We start from the raw sequence: 17,500 nt of genomic DNA on the forward strand, positions 1-17,500 counted from the left end.
TAAGAACAGATCTGGATCAGACTTCGTCGGGGCTGCGCAGGTTGGTGACTGCGATTCGCTGTTCGCGGCGCTGTTCCTTTTGCGAAGGCATCTCGGCGCGGTACACGCCTTGATCGCCAACGACCCAGGAAAGTGGGCGACGCTCCTGGCCAATCGACTCTTGCAAGAGCATCAAGCCCTGCAGAAAAGCTTCAGGGCGGGGCGGGCAGCCAGGCACGTAGACGTCCACGGGCAGGAACTTGTCCACCCCTTGAACGACGGAGTAGATGTCGTACATGCCACCGGAGTTGGCGCACGAACCCATGGAGATGACCCATTTAGGTTCGAGCATTTGCTCGTAGAGACGCTGAATGATCGGCGCCATCTTGATGAAGCAGGTACCGGCGATAACCATGAAATCCGCCTGACGCGGTGATGCCCGGATCACCTCGGCGCCAAAGCGCGCGATGTCGTGGGGCGCCGTGAAGGCGGTGGTCATTTCCACGTAGCAGCACGAAAGACCGAAGTTATACGGCCACAGGGAGTTCTTGCGCCCCCAGTTGATCGTGCCGTTGAGCACGTCTTCGAGCTTGCCCATGAAAATGTTTTTGTGGACTTGATCTTCTAACGGATCGGAAACGGTTTCCCGTTGGCCAATCGGATACTGCTCGTTAGGAGCATCGGGGTCGATCCTGGTGAGATTGTATTGCATTGCCAAAGCCTCATTGTTTCAGCTTCGCTTGCCGCTTACGACGAGCTTCCGGAGCCCAGTCAAGGGCGCCCACTCGGAATAGGTAGACAAGACCTGCCAACAGAATTGCTATGAAAACGAGAGCTTCGACGAATCCGGTCCAGCCGCTTTCGCGGACGGACACAGACCAGGCAAAGAGAAAGAGGGCTTCGATATCGAAGATCACGAAGAGCATCGCGACCAGATAGAATTTGGCTGAGAGCCGCAAGCGGGCGCCACCGGTAGGTAGCATGCCGGACTCGAACGGTTCGTTTTTGCTGCGGCCCCAGGCTTTTGACCCGAGGAGGCTGGAGACGCCGAGCATGAAGGCGCAAAGGCCGCCGACACCCAGAAGGAAAATGGCAAAGCCCCAGTTGTGGGCCATGAGTCCGGTCGCTTCGGGCATGCTGGTAATCCTTAACAGAGAGCAAAGGTCTCTGAGCTTGATAAAGAAATAAGGCAGTGACGATATGTCGCAGCAATCAATCCCGCTGATTTTATGGCTAAACACCCTGCAAGTAAAATTCCTATAGCGAAATTATTTATTGGAATAAGGACATGGCGCACCTCCAAAGCCCTGTAGCCCATGCGGTTCGGGCATTAGCGGGGGTTTTGTCAAATATGTTCTGTAGGGAATGTAACGAACATAGTTGCCGCTAAATGATAATCAATATTATTTGACGCAGTTTTCAAACTGTTTAACGGGTGAGTGGCTGGGAAGTTGTCTTATATGCGTGTTACTGCAAGTAGCGAGCTCGGTCGTTTTACCTTATTTTCCGGGCCGTGAAACTGCTCTGGATCAATGTGTTTCGCAAAATTCTGTGGGTTAACACGTTCCCTGTGGGAGCCGGGCTTGCCCGCGATGGCAGTGTGTCAGACACGGCAGATGTTGACTGACAGGTCGCCATCGCGGGCAAGCCCGGCTCCCACAGGGTTTTGCAGTGATCGAAAAATCGCAGGCAAAAAAACGCCCCGAACCAGTCGGGGCGTCAGATGGGCGGCTTTGCGGTTAGCTTTTTATTCGGTCCGCAAGGGCCGTTTGCTCATGTACAGCCAATCAGTGGAACTGTTCTTCTTCGGTCGAACCGGTCAGCGCGGTCACCGAGGACGTGCCACCTTGAATCACGGTGGTCATGTCGTCGAAGTAGCCGGTGCCCACTTCCTGCTGGTGAGCCACGAAGGTGTAACCCTTGGCAGCGTCAGCGAACTCTTGCTCTTGCAGCTTCACGTAGGCCGTCATGTCGTTGCGGGCGTAGTCGTGCGCCAGGTTGAACATGCTGTGCCACATGTTGTGAATGCCGGCCAGGGTGATGAACTGATGCTTGTAGCCCATGGCGGACAGTTCGCGCTGGAACTTGGCGATGGTCGCGTCGTCCAGGTTTTTCTTCCAGTTGAAGGAAGGCGAGCAGTTGTACGACAGCAGTTGGTCCGGGTATTCCTTTTTGATCGCTTCCGCGAAGCGACGTGCTTCATCCAGATCCGGCTTGGCGGTTTCGCACCAGATCAGGTCGGCGTACGGCGCGTAAGCCAGGCCGCGAGCGATGGCTTGGTCGAGGCCGGCGCGCACTTTGTAAAAGCCTTCCTGGGTACGTTCGCCAGTCACGAACGGCTGGTCGTACGGGTCGCAATCGGAAGTCAGCAAATCAGCCGCGTTAGCGTCGGTACGAGCCAGGATGATGGTCGGCGTACCGGCGACGTCAGCTGCCAGACGGGCAGCGGTCAGCTTCTGTACGGCTTCCTGGGTCGGAACCAGTACTTTGCCGCCCATGTGGCCGCATTTTTTCACGGAGGCCAGTTGGTCTTCGAAGTGAACGCCGGCGGCGCCTGCTTCGATCATGCTCTTCATCAGCTCGTAAGCGTTCAGTACGCCACCGAAACCGGCTTCAGCGTCAGCCACGATCGGTGCGAAGTAGTCGATGTAACCTTCGTCGCCCGGGTTCTTGCCGGCTTTCCACTGGATCTGGTCGGCACGACGGAACGAGTTGTTGATGCGCTTGACCACGGTTGGAACCGAATCCACCGGGTACAGCGACTGGTCCGGGTACATCGACTCGGCGGAGTTGTTGTCCGCAGCCACTTGCCAGCCCGATAGGTAGATCGCCTGGATGCCGGCCTTGACTTGTTGCACAGCCTGGCCGCCGGTCAGGGCGCCCATGCAGTTGACGAAATCTTTCTCAGGGCGGAAGGACGGTTTGGCACCCTGGGTGACCAGGTTCCAAAGCTTCTCGGCGCCCATTTTTGCAAAGGTGTGCTCAGGTTGAACCGAGCCACGCAGACGGACGACGTCAGCAGCGGAGTAATTGCGTGTCACGCCTTTCCAGCGCGGGTTTTCAGCCCAATCTTTTTCGAGGGCTGCAATTTGCTGTTCGCGTGTCAGTGCCATGGAGATAAACCTCGTCGCGTCTTTAATCGAAAGTGGTTCTGGGTGGACAACTCCTGCGTGCCAAGTACGCAATTCAAAGGGCGTACAAGGCTGCTCGCTGACCAGAAGCTTAGGTGGTCAAGTCGGGTTCGGCGGGGAAGACGACGGGATGAACGATGGGCTCGAGGGGAAAGTGAGCAGGTAAGGGCGAACTGGCGAGCGCATTCGGGCGTCGTGGGCCTTGGTGCGAACTTCAGTGTGGTGCCGGGTTACCTAATTACGCTTCCGTCCCTCGGGACAACTTCGTTCCAGTCGGCAACCTCGTCAAACACACCTTGTGGGCGGTACAGACACGAATCGGCTCGCGGGGTAGGGTGCGAACGGCGATTCGAAAGCCCTTGCCAGGGCCTCTGATTAGCGGGAGCGAGGCCATCATGCCTTTGCTTTTTTGGCTCGTCAAACGTTTTGTAGTGCTTTTTTTAAAGCACTACATCTTTGGTCTAATACGACTAATCAGTCAGTTTCTGGTGCTTTAGTCCAACGTATCGACTTTCACCCGCAGAGTCATGTCATCCCGGCCCTGAGTCGAGTAGCTGCGGGTCAGGCCCTGTTTGTCGGCCTGAGTCTGGCGATTCATGCCGGCCAGGGTGATCCATTCGCCCAGTCGGCCGCTGACTGTTGTGTCGGTACTTTGCACGTTCACTACATCGGGACGTTCCTGGCTCATCCGGTCACGGTTAGTACTGATCGCCAGATGAACGATGTTTCCGGTGACGCTGGCGGTGACGTAGAAGCCCTGGGTGACATTGCGGTATTCGGTCTGGCTGCGCAGGTCGCCATAACTGTCGGTCTGGGTGCTGGTGAGCGGCACGCTTTGGCCGACCTGGATCAGTGCCGGTGCGCCTTCGCTGGCTTGAACCTGCTGGATGCCGCCGTCGCGGCTGTCGGTGCTGCGGTTGATGATGCGAGTCTGACTCGGTGCGGCGCCGTTCACCGAGTAGCCCTGATCGCCCTGAAAGTTGTTTTCGTTGGTATCTACGGTGATTAACAGGCGTTTGGGCGCGGTGTCCAGTTGTGCGAGGAAGGCCTTGAGTTCGTCGATCTTGCCGGGTTCGGCATTGACGATCAGTTGGTTGCCATAGGCGCTGACTTTGCCGTCCTTGCCGATGAAGTTTTGCGCCACCGGCAGCAGGTCGGCGCTGGTGCGGTAGTTCAGGGGCACGATCTCGGTGGCGGCCATGACCGTAAAACTGCAGGTCAGCAGCAGCGTGGTGAGCAGGGTGCGTAGGGACATATCCGTTATCTCCGCAATCAAAGGTTTGATATTGCCAGTTTGTCGGCCCGGCGTGGTGCGAGTTGAATCACAGACAGCAAAACGCCCCGGCATCCGAGAATGCCGGGGCGTGATCATTCCCACGCTCCGCGTGGGAATGCAGCCTGTGACGCTCCGCGTCACTGCCGCGAGGGGACGCGGAGCGTCCCAAGAGGCATTCCCACGCGGAGCGTGGGAACGATCAGTTACAGGGTCTCAGGCCGAGTGACGCACCATGTCCACATGCGGAATCCCGGCTTCCAGGAATTCCTCACTGACCATGCTAAAGCCCAATCGCTCATAGAACGCCGTGGCCTGCACTTGCGCACTCAGCATCTGCTGCTTCAGCCCGCGCTTCTCGGCTTCACCGATCACCGCTTGCATCAGCGCATCGCCAACCTTCAAACCGCGCCAGTCTTTCAGCACCGACACCCGGCCGATGTGACCATCGGGCAGCAGGCGGGCGGTGCCGATCGGAAAGTCGCCTTCGAGTGCGAGGAAATGCACCGCGCCCTCGTCATCGGCATCCCATTCCAGTTCAGGCGGAACGGATTGCTCGGCGACGAATACCGCTTCACGAATGCGCCGGATCTCGGCGTTATCCTTTTGCCAGTCTGCGACACGAACGTGAATTTTATTCATCAGCGAACCCCAGGCTTCCCTGTTTGATCAGTTCACACAGCAGGCCGCGACCGTCTTCATCGCTCAGCCAGTCGCCGAGATTGTCGACGTGCAGCGCATCGGCGGCGCAGATCATTTTCAGCAGCTCGCGCAACTTGCCCGGCAGATAACGGCTCTGGCCGCTGGCGAACAGCAACAGGTCGTCGTCGACCTCTGACCAGGCCAGACGCGCGCTCGGGTTGCGGATCAGCACCGCGCCTTGCTCGAGGCTGGCGAGCAGGTCGTCTTCTTCGATCTCTTCCGGGCCAACCACCAGTTCCGGGTAGCGCGGCTCGGTCATGAACTGGCCGAACCAGGTCAGCAGCAGGCGCTCGTCGCTCATGTGCTCGGCCAGCAGGCTTTTCAGGCGATCGAGGGCGTCGTGCTGGATCTGATGAGGATCAACCGCCGGCAGGGCGTCGGCGTCGGTGTAACGCTCTTCGTCCGACAGGAACTGGCTGAGGAAGTCGGTGAAGTGGGTCAGCACTTCAGCGGCGCTCGGGGCGCGGAAGCCGACCGAGTAGGTCATGCAATCATCGACAGCCACACCGCAGTGAGCCAGGCGCGGCGGCAGGTAGAGCATGTCGCCCGGTTCCAGCACCCACTCATCGGTGGCTTCGAAATCGGCGAGGATGCGCAGATCGGCGTGTTGCAGCAGCGGGCTCTCGGAGTCGCACATCTGGCCGATTTTCCAGTTGCGCTTGCCGTGGCCTTGCAGCAGGAACACGTCGTAGTTATCGAAGTGCGGACCGACGCTGCCACCCGGGGCGGCAAAGCTGATCATCACGTCGTCGACGCGCCAGCTCGGCAGGAAACGGAAGTTTTCCAGCAGTTCGGCAACTTCCGGCACGAATTGGTCGACGGCTTGCACCAGCAAGGTCCATTCGCGTTCTGGCAGTTTGCTGAATTCGTCTTCGGCGAACGGGCCACGGCGCAATTCCCAAGGGCGCTCGCCGTGTTCGATCACCAGGCGCGATTCGACTTCTTCTTCCAGCGCCAGGCCGGCCAGCTCGTCGGCGTCGATCGGGCTTTCGAAATCAGGAATCGCCTGACGGATCAGCAGTGGTTTTTTCTGCCAGTAGTCGCGCAGGAATTCCCGTGCCGTGATGCCGCCCAGAAGTTGAAGAGGAGTATCAGGATTCATGTGTAACCTATTGAAAATAAGCACTTTTCAGACGGGAATAAAAACGCCCGGCGCTGCCGGGCGTCTCAAACGGGTAAAGCGGTCGATCAGATGCGTTTGGCTTGCGCCACAGCGTTGCCGATGTAGTTGGCCGGGGTGAGCAGTTTCAGCTCGGCCTTGGCGGCAGCTGGCATGTCCAGGCCGTCGATGAAGGTTTGCAACGCTTCAGGGCTGATGCCCTTGCCGCGAGTCAACTCTTTCAATTTCTCGTACGGGTTTTCGATGTTGTAGCGACGCATCACGGTCTGGATCGGCTCGGCCAATACTTCCCAGCAGGCGTCCAGGTCAGCGGCAATCTTTTGCTCGTTGAGTTCCAGCTTGCTGATGCCTTTGAGGCTGGCTTCGTAAGCGATCACGCTGTGGGCGAAGCCGACACCGAGGTTGCGCAGTACGGTGGAGTCGGTCAGGTCGCGCTGCCAGCGGGAGATCGGCAGCTTGCTCGCCAGGTGCTGGAACAGCGCGTTGGCGATCCCCAGGTTGCCTTCGGAGTTTTCGAAGTCGATCGGGTTGACCTTGTGCGGCATGGTCGAGGAACCGATTTCGCCAGCGATGGTGCGCTGTTTGAAATAACCCAGGGAAATGTAGCCCCAGATGTCGCGGTCGAAGTCGATCAGGATGGTGTTGAAGCGCGCGATGGCGTCGAACAGCTCGGCGATGTAGTCGTGCGGTTCGATCTGCGTGGTGTACGGGTTGAAGCCCAGACCCAGCTCGTCTTCGATGAAGGCGCGGGCGTTGGCTTCCCAGTCGATCTCAGGGTAGGCCGACAGGTGAGCGTTGTAGTTGCCGACGGCGCCGTTGATCTTGCCCAGCAGCGGAACGGCGGCGACTTGAGCGATCTGACGCTCCAGGCGGTAAACCACGTTCGCCAGCTCTTTGCCCAGGGTGGTGGGCGACGCCGGTTGACCGTGGGTGCGCGACAGCATCGGCACGTCAGCGAAGCGGATGGCCAGTTCGCGGATGGCGTTGGCGGTCTGGCGCATCAGCGGCAGCATCACATCATCACGGCCTTCACGCAGCATCAGGGCGTGGGACAGGTTGTTGATGTCCTCGCTGGTGCAGGCAAAGTGGATGAACTCGCTGACCTTGGCCAGTTCCGGCAGCTTGGCCGCCTGCTCTTTGAGCAGGTACTCAATGGCTTTGACGTCGTGGTTGGTGGTGCGCTCGATCTCTTTGACACGCTCGGCGTGCTCCAGAGAGAAGTTTTCCGCCAGGGTGTTCAGCACAGCGTTGGCTTCGGCGGAGAACGCCGGCACTTCGCTGATGGCGGGGTGAGCGGCCAGGCGCTGAAGCCAGCGCACTTCAACCAGAACGCGAGCACGGATCAGACCGTATTCGCTGAAAATTGGGCGCAGGGCCTGGGTTTTGCCGGCGTAGCGGCCGTCAACAGGGGAAACCGCAGTGAGCGAAGAGAGCTGCATGGGGTGTTCTCGGACAGTCGGGCAACGAAATGGGGCGCGTATCATACATGAAAAAATCCGCCGGTCCGTTGCCAACTGACCGGCGTATTACGCGTTACTGACTACAAAGCGGTATTGCGGGCGCGGTTCAGCTGCTGCGCATCAGCGGGTAAAGCTCTTTAAGCAGTTTGCGACGGCTGATCACCAACTGCCAGCGATGACCGCCCAACTGCCGCCACAGGCGGGCTGAACGGATGCCGGCCAGCAGCAGCGCGCGAATCTTCGAAGCATTGCTCGGTTGCTGCAGGTTGCGCATGTCACCATGCACTTGAATCCGTTGGCGCAGGGTGCTCAGGGTGTCCTGGTACAGCGCGCCACAAGCGGCGATCACGTTTTCGTGAGCCGGGCCGAAGTGTTCGACCTGGGACTGAATCTGCGGCAGGCGCTTGCCGATCACGTCCAGCATGTCATTGCGCTTGGCCAGTTGACGCTCCAGTCCCAGCATCGCCAGGGCGTAGCGCAGCGGTTCGCGCTGAAGGGTGCTGGGGTCGCGCTCCAGGGCGCCGATCAGGGCGCGGTAACCGTCACGCAGGTTGATGTCGTCACCGCCATAGACTTCCAGCGTGTCCTTGGGGTCGCGAATCAACAGGCTGCCGAGCATGCAGGTCAGGCCGGCTTCGTTGGTCTGGCCGGTTTTGGCGATCTTGTCGACCAGCACGGCGGCGAGAAACACACCGCCCAGGGCTGTCAGTTGCTCCTGAGTCGGGCTCATGAACGCTGACCCTTGCTGGTCCAGGGTTCGGCCACTTCGATCACGCCGCCGCCGAGGCAGATTTCGCCGTCGTAGAACACCACGGATTGGCCTGGGGTGACCGCGCGTTGCGGGTCATCGAAGGTCGCGCGGTAGCCGGTGGCGGTCTTTTCCAGCGTGCAAGGCTGGTCGCTCTGGCGATAACGCACCTTGGCGGTCAGTTTGCGCGGCTCGGTCAGGTCGATCGGGTTGACCCAATAGATGTCCGAGGCGAGCAGGGCGCGGGAGAACAAATAAGGGTGATCATTGCCTTGGCCAACGATCAGTTCGTTGTGTTCCAGGTCTTTGATCAGCACGTACCATGGCTCGTCACTGGCGTCTTTCAAACCGCCGATTCCCAGGCCCTGACGCTGGCCAATGGTGTGATACATCAAGCCGTGGTGACGGCCGATGACTTCGCCTTCGGTGGTCTTGATCTCGCCGGGCTGGGCCGGCAGGTATTGCTTGAGGAAGTCGCTGAAGCGGCGCTCGCCGATAAAGCAGATTCCTGTGGAATCCTTTTTCTTTGCGGTGGCCAGGTCGTGTTTCTCGGCAATCGCGCGCACTTCGGGTTTTTCCAGCTCGCCGACCGGGAACAGCGTCTTGGCGATCTGTTCACCGCCGACGGCGTGCAGGAAGTAGCTCTGGTCCTTGTTCGGATCCAGGCCCTTGAGCAATTCGGTGCGACCATCGATGTCGCGGCGGCGCACGTAGTGGCCGGTAGCAATCAGGTCGGCGCCAAGCATCATGGCGTAATCGAGGAACGCCTTGAACTTGATTTCGCGGTTGCACAGGATGTCCGGGTTCGGCGTGCGACCGGCCTTGTATTCGGCCAGGAAATGCTCGAACACGTTATCCCAGTACTCGGCGGCGAAGTTGGCGGTGTGCAGCTTGATGCCAATCTTGTCGCACACGGCCTGAGCGTCCGCCAGGTCATCCATGGCGGTGCAGTATTCCGTTCCATCGTCCTCTTCCCAGTTCTTCATGAACAGGCCTTCCACCTCATAGCCCTGCTCGATCAGCAGGAGAGCGGAAACGGAAGAGTCCACGCCGCCGGACATACCGACAATGACGCGCTTCTTTTGTGTGTCAGAAGGGGCTGGATCACGCATAGGGATTCAATGAGTGTCTTGAAAAAGGACGCGATTCTAGCAGGCCGAAGCCCGCAAGGCTAAAGAGAAGGGCGGATCAGTTCGAGACCGAAGTGTTTGCCGTCCAGATAATCATCGATACAGCGGATGATCAGCTCACTGCGCCAGTTTGCGCGCTGTTGCAGCAGTTCGTCACGCGTCAACCATTTTGCGCCGACGATGCCGTCGTCCAACTGATAGTCCGGGCGATGTTTGAGCGGCTTTGCGGTGAAGCAGACCCGCTGGTAGGTCACGCCGTTGCTCGGGGCGGTGTAGAGATAAATGCCCACCACGCCTGTCGGCTCGACGTCCCAGCCGGTTTCCTCAAGGGTTTCGCGCACGGCGGCTTCGATCAGGGTTTCGTCCGGGTCCAGATGGCCGGCCGGTTGGTTGAGCACCGTTTGTCCGTGCTTGAGTTCTTCGACCATCAGGAAGCGACCATTGTCTTCGACGATGGTGGCGACGGTGATGTGGGGTAGCCAATCCATGAAGCTTCCTCGTTTTGAATGTTGAAGTCCGATCCTGTGGGAGCTGGCTTGCCTGCGATGGCGGTGGGTCAGTCGAAAGCAATGTTGAATGATAAACCGCCATCGCAGGCAAGCCAGCTCCCACAGGGTTTTGTTTCGGCAGATAGAATAGATATGTGTGAACGCCAGAAACAGAAACCCCGGCACTGGGCCGGGGCTTCCTTGCATCCTTACAACCTTAAACCAGCGCAGCGATCGCGGCGTTGAAGGTGTTGCTCGGGCGCATGGCCTTGCTGATCAGCTCGGCATTGGCGTGGTAGTAACCGCCGATGTCCACTGGCTTGCCCTGAACGGCGTTGAGCTCGGCAACGATAGTTGCTTCGTTCTCGGTCAGGGTCTTGGCCAGTTCGCCGAACTGCGCTTGCAGCGCAGTGTCTTCGGTCTGGGCGGCCAGGGCCTGAGCCCAGTACAGCGCCAGGTAGAAGTGGCTGCCGCGGTTGTCGATGTTGCCGACTTTGCGCGATGGCGACTTGTTGTTGTCCAGGAACTGGCCAGTGGCCTGATCCAGGGTCTTGGCCAACACCAGCGCTTTAGGGTTGTTGTAGGTAACACCCAAGTGCTCAAGGGAAGCGGCCAGGGCCAGGAACTCGCCCAGGGAATCCCAGCGCAGGAAGTTTTCTTCCAGCAGCTGCTGAACGTGCTTCGGCGCCGAACCGCCAGCGCCGGTTTCGAACAGACCACCGCCGTTCATCAGTGGCACGATCGACAGCATCTTGGCGCTGGTGCCCAGCTCCATGATCGGGAACAGGTCAGTCAGGTAGTCGCGCAGTACGTTGCCGGTCACCGAAATGGTGTCCTTGCCTTCGCGGGTGCGCTCCAGGGTGAACTTCATCGCGTCGACAGGCGACATGATGCGGATGTCCAGGCCGGAAGTGTCGTGATCCTTCAGGTAAGCCTGAACTTTCTCGATCACTACGCCGTCGTGGGCGCGCATTGGGTCCAGCCAGAAAATCGCTGGAGTTGCGCTTGCGCGAGCACGGTTGACGGCCAGTTTGACCCAGTCCTGGATCGGCGCGTCTTTGGTCTGGCACATGCGGAAGATGTCGCCGGCTTCAACCGACTGTTCCAGCAGAGTGCGGCCAGCGCCGTCGGAAACCCGAACCACGCCATTCGCCTTGATCTGGAAGGTCTTGTCGTGGGAGCCGTACTCTTCGGCTTTTTTCGCCATCAGGCCAACGTTAGGCACGCTGCCCATGGTGGTCGGATCGAAAGCGCCGTTAGCCTTGCAGTCTTCAATCACTGCCTGGTAGATGGTGGCGTAGCAGCGATCCGGGATCACTGCCTTGGTGTCGTGCAGCTGGCCGTCAGTGCCCCACATTTTGCCGGAGTCACGGATCATCGCTGGCATCGAGGCGTCGACGATGACGTCGCTCGGTACGTGCAGGTTAGTGATGCCTTTGTCGGAGTTGACCATGGCCAACGACGGACGAACGGCGTAGACCGCCTGGATGTCCGCTTCGATCTGCGCTTGTTGCTCGGCAGGCAAAGCCTTGATACGAGCGTACAGGTCGCCGATACCGTTGTTCAGGTTGAAGCCGATCTGGGCCAGCACGTCAGCGTGCTTGGCCAAGGCGTCTTTATAGAACTCGGCAACGATCTGGCCGAACATGATCGGGTCGGAGACCTTCATCATGGTGGCTTTCAGGTGAACCGACAGCAGCACGCCTTTGGCTTTGGCGTCTTCGATCTCGGCGGCGATGAAGCTGCGCAGCGCGTTTTTGCTCAGAACGGCGCAATCGAGGATCTCACCGGCTTGTACGGTGGTTTTTTCCTTCAGGACGGTGGTGGTGCCGTCTTGAGCGATCAGTTCGATTTTGACAGCGTCAGCGGCGTCGATCAGGGCGGCTTTTTCGCTGCCGTAGAAATCGCCGGTGCTCATGTGAGCGACGTGGGACTTGGAGTCTTTGGCCCAGGCGCCCATTTTGTGCGGGTGCTTGCGCGCATAGTTCTTGACCGACAGCGGTGCGCGACGATCGGAGTTGCCTTCGCGCAGAACCGGGTTCACGGCGCTGCCCTTGATCTTGTCGTAGCGTGCCTTGGCTTCTTTGTCGGCGTCGCTGGTCACGGTTTCCGGGTAGTCCGGCAGCGCGTAGCCCTGGGCTTGCAGCTCTTTGATCGCGGCCTGCAGTTGCGGAACCGAAGCGCTGATGTTCGGCAGCTTGATGATGTTGGCTTCAGGCGTAACGGCCAGGTCGCCCAGTTCGGCGAGGTGGTCGGCTACGGCTTTGTCACCCAATTGCTCGGGAAAGCTGGCCAGAATGCGCCCTGCAAGAGAGATATCGCGGGTTTCCACGGCGATATCAGCGGAGGCGGTGAAGGCCTCTACGATAGGCAACAGTGAATAGGTGGCGAGGGCTGGGGCTTCGTCGGTGAAGGTATAGATGATCTTCGAGCGGGTGGGCATATTCGGATTAACTCTCTCTTCTTTGCTAAAGCGTGCACAGAAACTCGAGGGGCGCCGGGTAAGCGCGTTCGTTCAAAGTCATCCATGAGCCGAATGTCGAGGTTTCTTTGCGGTGATGTTGGGTGCATCGGTCGAGCGTCAAGCGGGTGGGCTGCGATAACAGTCCGGCTTTCTCGGGCCCAAAGTCCTCGTAATAGAGAGGTCGGCCGTCGTGACCCTGCGGTCAGCGGCGGCATTATACATAGGTAGCTGGCAATCTGCCGATGGTTCATATGCAACGATTTTCGTCCATTGGTCTAAAGGTCGCAGGCCGGTGTGGGGCGTAGAGTCGCCCATCGTGCTTGAGTTTGGCGCTTTTCCCTTTGCTTTCAGGCTTGTACGTCGCGAACTGTGCAGCTTTGCGGCAGATGGGCGGAACATAGGGTTTGCGTGCCGATTTAACTGGGGTACGCTCGGACGAAGCCAGATGTTCAATCCAAACAATGGAGTTCAGCATGGGATACAAGAAGATTCAGGTTCCAGCCGTCGGCGACAAAATCACCGTCAACGCGGACCATTCTCTCAATGTTCCTAACAACCCGATCATTCCCTTCATCGAAGGTGATGGTATTGGCGTTGATATCAGCCCGGTCATGATCAAGGTTGTCGATGCTGCTGTTAAGAAGGCTTACGGTGGCGAGCGCAAAATTTCCTGGATGGAAGTCTACGCCGGGGAGAAAGCGACTCAGGTTTACGATCAGGACACCTGGCTGCCTCAGGAAACTCTGGACGCGGTCAAGGATTACGTGGTTTCCATCAAGGGCCCTCTGACCACCCCGGTTGGCGGTGGCATCCGTTCCCTGAACGTGGCCCTGCGTCAGCAGCTCGACCTGTATGTCTGCCTGCGCCCGGTGCGCTGGTTCGAAGGCGTACCGAGCCCGGTCAAAAAGCCAGGCGACGTCGACATGACCATCTTCCGCGAAAACTCGGAAGACATTTATGCCGGTATCGAATGGAAAGCCGGTTCGCCGGAAGCGACCAAGGTCATCAAGTTCCTAAAAGAAGAAATGGGCGTCACCAAGATCCGTTTCGACGAAAACTGCGGTATCGGCGTCAAGCCGGTCTCCCTGGAAGGCACCAAGCGTCTGGCGCGCAAGGCCCTGCAGTATGTGGTCGACAACGATCGCGACTCGCTGACCATCGTGCACAAAGGCAACATCATGAAGTTCACCGAAGGTGCCTTCAAGGAATGGGCCTACGAAGTGGCCGCTGAAGAATTCGGCGCGACCCTGCTCGACGGCGGTCCATGGATGCAGTTCAAGAACCCGAAAACCGGCAAGAATGTCATCGTCAAGGATGCCATTGCCGACGCCATGCTCCAGCAGATCCTGCTGCGCCCGGCAGAATACGATGTGATCGCGACCCTGAACCTCAACGGCGACTACCTCTCCGACGCCCTGGCGGCCGAAGTGGGCGGTATCGGTATTGCGCCGGGTGCGAACCTGTCCGACACCGTGGCCATGTTCGAAGCGACCCACGGCACCGCGCCGAAGTACGCCGGCAAGGACCAGGTCAACCCGGGTTCGTTGATCCTGTCCGCTGAAATGATGTTGCGTCACATGGGCTGGACCGAAGCGGCCGATCTGATTATCAAGGGCACCAATGGTGCAATTTCGGCCAAAACCGTGACCTATGACTTCGAACGTCTGATGGAGGGCGCGAAACTGCTGTCGTCTTCTGCGTTTGGTGATGCGCTCATCTCGCATATGTAAGTCGCACATGTAAGCAGATTCATGCAACAAAAAACCGCCCGACTCAAGTGATTGAATCGGGCGGTTTTTTATGACTGGATGGCAGGTGCGAACTTATGCCGTAACGGTCTGTTGTCCGGCGGGGGCGACGACGCTGTGAACGTCCTGAGCTGCGCCGATATTGACCGCGTGAAGGCCCTTGGGGCCCTGAGTGATGTCAAAGACGACGGGTTGGCCGGCTTTCAGGGTTTTATAACCGTCCATCTGGATGGCCGAATAATGGGCGAACAGATCGTCGTTCTTGCCATCCTCAATGATGAAGCCGTAACCCTTGGCATTATTGAACCATTTGACCTTGCCTTTGTACGTGCCCTTGACCGTCTCGTTGTCCTTGACGCCTGACATACCCATATCCCTCTGCAACAGACTCCATCACTGGAGTATCATCCAGTTCATCCGCAGTCTAATCTTGCAAACAGGATTGACTCCGCGGACCTTTTTTACCCACTGTGGGCTCTATTGTTTGTAACACCGTTTTCCCGATAGTCAAGGTGACCGGGTAGTCGGAGTTGAAATCGTCGATGGGCGCCCCCACCACTGTATTCGCACAACTGACGAACCTTTCTTTCCATGCATGCAATTAGCCAGATTCGACTAACATTCAATCAGGATCGCCCTGATTTACACGACGACGATTCCGCAGGCATTGCTGTTCAGGAGGCTAAGCCTGCTTTACAGGCGCCACCGATGTACAAGGTGGTTTTGTTCAACGATGACTACACACCGATGGATTTCGTCGTCGAAGTGCTCGAGGTGTTTTTTAACCTGAATCGCGAGCTGGCGACCAAGGTCATGCTGGCCGTCCACACAGAAGGACGGGCAGTATGTGGAGTGTTTACCCGCGACATCGCGGAGACCAAGGCCATGCAGGTCAACCAGTACGCCAGGGAAAGCCAGCATCCGCTACTCTGTGAAATCGAGAAGGACGGTTAATCGCCGACCACTTGGGTATGAGGTGAAGCTATGTTAAACCGCGAGCTCGAAGTCACCCTCAATCTAGCCTTCAAGGAGGCTCGTTCGAAACGTCATGAATTCATGACCGTCGAACACCTGCTGCTGGCCCTATTGGACAATGAGGCTGCCGCCACCGTTTTGCGTGCCTGCGGCGCAAACCTCGACAAACTCAAGCATGATCTGCAGGAGTTCATCGACTCCACCACGCCATTGATCCCTCTTCATGACGAGGATCGTGAAACCCAGCCAACCCTGGGCTTTCAGCGTGTACTGCAACGTGCTGTCTTCCATGTACAGAGCTCGGGCAAACGCGAAGTGACTGGCGCCAACGTGCTGGTCGCGATCTTCAGTGAGCAAGAGAGTCAGGCAGTGTTTCTGCTGAAACAGCAGAGCGTTGCGCGCATCGATGTCGTCAACTACATCGCCCATGGCATTTCCAAGGTGCCGGGGCATGGCGATCACTCTGAAGGTGAACAAGATATGCAGGACGACGAGGGCGGTGAGTCTTCTTCCTCAGGCAATCCTCTGGATGCTTATGCCAGCAACCTCAACGAACTCGCGCGCCAGGGTCGTATCGATCCGTTGGTAGGCCGTGAGCTGGAAGTCGAGCGCGTCGCGCAGATCCTGGCGCGTCGTCGCAAAAACAATCCGCTGCTGGTGGGCGAGGCGGGCGTGGGTAAAACCGCGATTGCCGAAGGCCTGGCCAAACGCATTGTCGACAACCAGGTGCCGGACCTGCTGGCCAACAGCGTGGTGTATTCCCTCGATCTGGGGGCCTTGCTGGCCGGGACCAAATACCGCGGCGATTTCGAGAAGCGCTTCAAGGCGCTGCTCAATGAGCTGAAAAAGCGTCCGCAGGCGATCCTGTTCATCGACGAGATCCACACCATCATCGGTGCGGGTGCTGCGTCGGGTGGCGTCATGGATGCCTCGAACCTGCTCAAGCCATTGCTGTCGTCCGGCGATATTCGCTGCATCGGTTCGACCACGTTCCAGGAGTTCCGCGGAATCTTCGAGAAGGACCGTGCTCTGGCCCGGCGCTTCCAGAAGGTCGATGTGTCGGAACCTTCGGTGGAAGACACCATTGGCATCCTGCGCGGCCTGAAAGGGCGTTTCGAAGCGCACCACAACATCGAATACAGCGATGAAGCCCTGCGCGCCGCTGCTGAACTGGCCTCGCGTTACATCAATGACCGGCACATGCCGGACAAGGCCATCGACGTCATCGACGAGGCGGGCGCCTATCAGCGTCTGCAACCGATCGAGAAGCGCGTGAAACGCATCGAAGTGCCTCAGGTCGAGGACATCGTCGCCAAAATCGCGCGAATTCCGCCAAAACACGTCACCAGTTCCGACAAAGAACTGCTGCGTAACCTTGAGCGTGACCTGAAACTCACGGTATTTGGCCAGGATGCCGCGATCGACTCGCTGTCGACCGCGATCAAACTGTCCCGTGCCGGCCTCAAGTCACCTGACAAGCCCGTCGGTTCGTTCCTGTTCGCAGGGCCGACCGGTGTCGGTAAAACCGAGGCTGCGCGGCAACTGGCCAAGGCGTTGGGAGTCGAACTGGTTCGCTTCGACATGTCCGAGTACATGGAGCGCCACACCGTATCGCGTCTGATCGGTGCGCCTCCAGGCTATGTCGGGTTCGATCAGGGCGGTCTGCTGACCGAGGCCATCACCAAGCAGCCTCACTGCGTGCTGTTGCTCGATGAAATCGAGAAGGCGCACCCGGAAGTCTTCAACCTGCTGTTGCAGGTCATGGACCACGGTACGCTGACCGATAACAACGGGCGCAAGGCGGACTTCCGTAACGTGATCGTCATCATGACGACCAACGCCGGTGCCGAGACGGCAGCGCGTGCTTCGATCGGTTTCACCTATCAGGATCACTCGTCCGATGCGATGGAAGTGATCAAGAAGAGCTTCACGCCGGAGTTCCGTAACCGTCTGGACACCATTATCCAGTTTGGTCGCCTCAGTCATGAGGTCATCAAAAGCGTGGTGGACAAGTTCCTTACCGAACTGCAGGCGCAACTGGAAGACAAGCGTGTGCAGCTGGAAGTGACCGATGCGGCGCGTAGTTGGCTGGCCGCGGGTGGCTACGATACGGCGATGGGTGCTCGACCAATGGCGCGTTTGATCCAGGACAAAATCAAGCGTCCGCTGGCGGAAGAGATCCTCTTTGGCGAACTGGCCGACCATGGCGGTGTAGTACACATCGACATCAAGGACGGCGAGCTGACCTTCGAGTTCGAGACCACGGCTGAAATGGCCTGACG

General features: G+C 58.5%; 15 protein-coding genes. 3 read left to right on the forward strand and 12 right to left on the reverse strand.

Annotated features, from left to right (window positions below):
* Positions 1-16: 16 nt before the first annotated feature.
* From AACY49_RS21015 to AACY49_RS21065, 11 genes are all read right to left on the reverse strand, one after another.
* On the reverse strand, positions 17-691 hold the full coding sequence (locus AACY49_RS21015; protein WP_050682721.1) for a NuoB/complex I 20 kDa subunit family protein: 675 nt from the start codon (positions 689-691) through the stop codon (positions 17-19).
* 10 nt (positions 692-701) lie between these two features.
* The gene (locus tag AACY49_RS21020) at positions 702-1,115 is read right to left on the reverse strand and encodes an NADH-quinone oxidoreductase subunit A (RefSeq protein WP_007905050.1); all 414 of its coding nucleotides are present in this window, start codon (positions 1,113-1,115) and stop codon (positions 702-704) included.
* Positions 1,116-1,766: 651 nt separating this feature from the next.
* Positions 1,767-3,092 (reverse strand): isocitrate lyase, encoded by a 1,326-nt coding sequence (gene aceA, locus AACY49_RS21025; protein ID WP_339526164.1) that lies wholly within the window; start codon positions 3,090-3,092, stop codon positions 1,767-1,769.
* Positions 3,093-3,603: 511 nt separating this feature from the next.
* Positions 3,604-4,365 (reverse strand): secretin N-terminal domain-containing protein, encoded by a 762-nt coding sequence (locus tag AACY49_RS21030; protein WP_258700035.1) that lies wholly within the window; start codon positions 4,363-4,365, stop codon positions 3,604-3,606.
* A 234-nt stretch (positions 4,366-4,599) separates the two neighbouring features.
* On the reverse strand, positions 4,600-5,025 hold the full coding sequence (locus tag AACY49_RS21035) for a GNAT family N-acetyltransferase (protein ID WP_258700036.1): 426 nt from the start codon (positions 5,023-5,025) through the stop codon (positions 4,600-4,602).
* The gene (locus AACY49_RS21040) at positions 5,018-6,187 is read right to left on the reverse strand and encodes a ribosomal protein uL16 3-hydroxylase (RefSeq protein WP_258700037.1); all 1,170 of its coding nucleotides are present in this window, start codon (positions 6,185-6,187) and stop codon (positions 5,018-5,020) included. Before AACY49_RS21040 ends, AACY49_RS21035 begins: the two co-directional genes overlap by 8 nt.
* A gap of 86 nt (positions 6,188-6,273) precedes the next feature.
* Positions 6,274-7,644 (reverse strand): adenylosuccinate lyase, encoded by a 1,371-nt coding sequence (gene purB, locus AACY49_RS21045; RefSeq protein ID WP_007940861.1) that lies wholly within the window; start codon positions 7,642-7,644, stop codon positions 6,274-6,276.
* Between the two features lie 127 nt (positions 7,645-7,771).
* Positions 7,772-8,395 carry a high frequency lysogenization protein HflD gene (hflD, locus tag AACY49_RS21050; RefSeq protein WP_258700038.1) on the reverse strand — a complete coding sequence of 208 codons (624 nt, stop codon included), beginning with the start codon at positions 8,393-8,395 and terminating at the stop codon, positions 7,772-7,774.
* Entirely contained in the window at positions 8,392-9,525 is a 1,134-nt protein-coding gene (gene mnmA, locus AACY49_RS21055; protein WP_008014884.1) for a tRNA 2-thiouridine(34) synthase MnmA, read from the reverse strand. Before mnmA ends, hflD begins: the two co-directional genes overlap by 4 nt.
* Positions 9,526-9,584: 59 nt before the next feature.
* Positions 9,585-10,031 (reverse strand): NUDIX hydrolase, encoded by a 447-nt coding sequence (locus AACY49_RS21060; protein WP_339526168.1) that lies wholly within the window; start codon positions 10,029-10,031, stop codon positions 9,585-9,587.
* A 217-nt stretch (positions 10,032-10,248) separates the two neighbouring features.
* Positions 10,249-12,474 carry an NADP-dependent isocitrate dehydrogenase gene (locus AACY49_RS21065; RefSeq protein WP_258700040.1) on the reverse strand — a complete coding sequence of 742 codons (2,226 nt, stop codon included), beginning with the start codon at positions 12,472-12,474 and terminating at the stop codon, positions 10,249-10,251.
* Positions 12,475-12,968: 494 nt separating this feature from the next.
* Between AACY49_RS21065 and icd the strand changes: the two genes are divergently transcribed.
* Positions 12,969-14,225, forward strand: a complete 1,257-nt coding sequence (gene icd / locus AACY49_RS21070) for an NADP-dependent isocitrate dehydrogenase (RefSeq protein ID WP_007905029.1) — start codon at positions 12,969-12,971, stop codon at positions 14,223-14,225.
* A 93-nt stretch (positions 14,226-14,318) separates the two neighbouring features.
* Here icd and cspD read toward each other — a convergent pair whose 3' ends face one another.
* A complete protein-coding gene (cspD, locus tag AACY49_RS21075) occupies positions 14,319-14,609 on the reverse strand; it encodes a cold shock domain-containing protein CspD (RefSeq protein ID WP_445262655.1) in 291 nt (96 codons plus the stop codon).
* A gap of 225 nt (positions 14,610-14,834) precedes the next feature.
* Between cspD and clpS the strand changes: the two genes are divergently transcribed.
* Both clpS and clpA read left to right on the forward strand, forming a co-directional pair.
* On the forward strand, positions 14,835-15,197 hold the full coding sequence (clpS, locus tag AACY49_RS21080) for an ATP-dependent Clp protease adapter ClpS (protein ID WP_015094394.1): 363 nt from the start codon (positions 14,835-14,837) through the stop codon (positions 15,195-15,197).
* 30 nt (positions 15,198-15,227) lie between these two features.
* Positions 15,228-17,498 (forward strand): ATP-dependent Clp protease ATP-binding subunit ClpA, encoded by a 2,271-nt coding sequence (gene clpA / locus AACY49_RS21085; RefSeq protein ID WP_258700042.1) that lies wholly within the window; start codon positions 15,228-15,230, stop codon positions 17,496-17,498.
* Positions 17,499-17,500 lie beyond the last annotated feature (2 nt).

Origin of the sequence: Pseudomonas sp. EL_65y_Pfl2_R96, assembly GCF_963970905.1 — a bacterium.
Taxonomy (GTDB): Bacteria; Pseudomonadota; Gammaproteobacteria; order Pseudomonadales; family Pseudomonadaceae; genus Aquipseudomonas.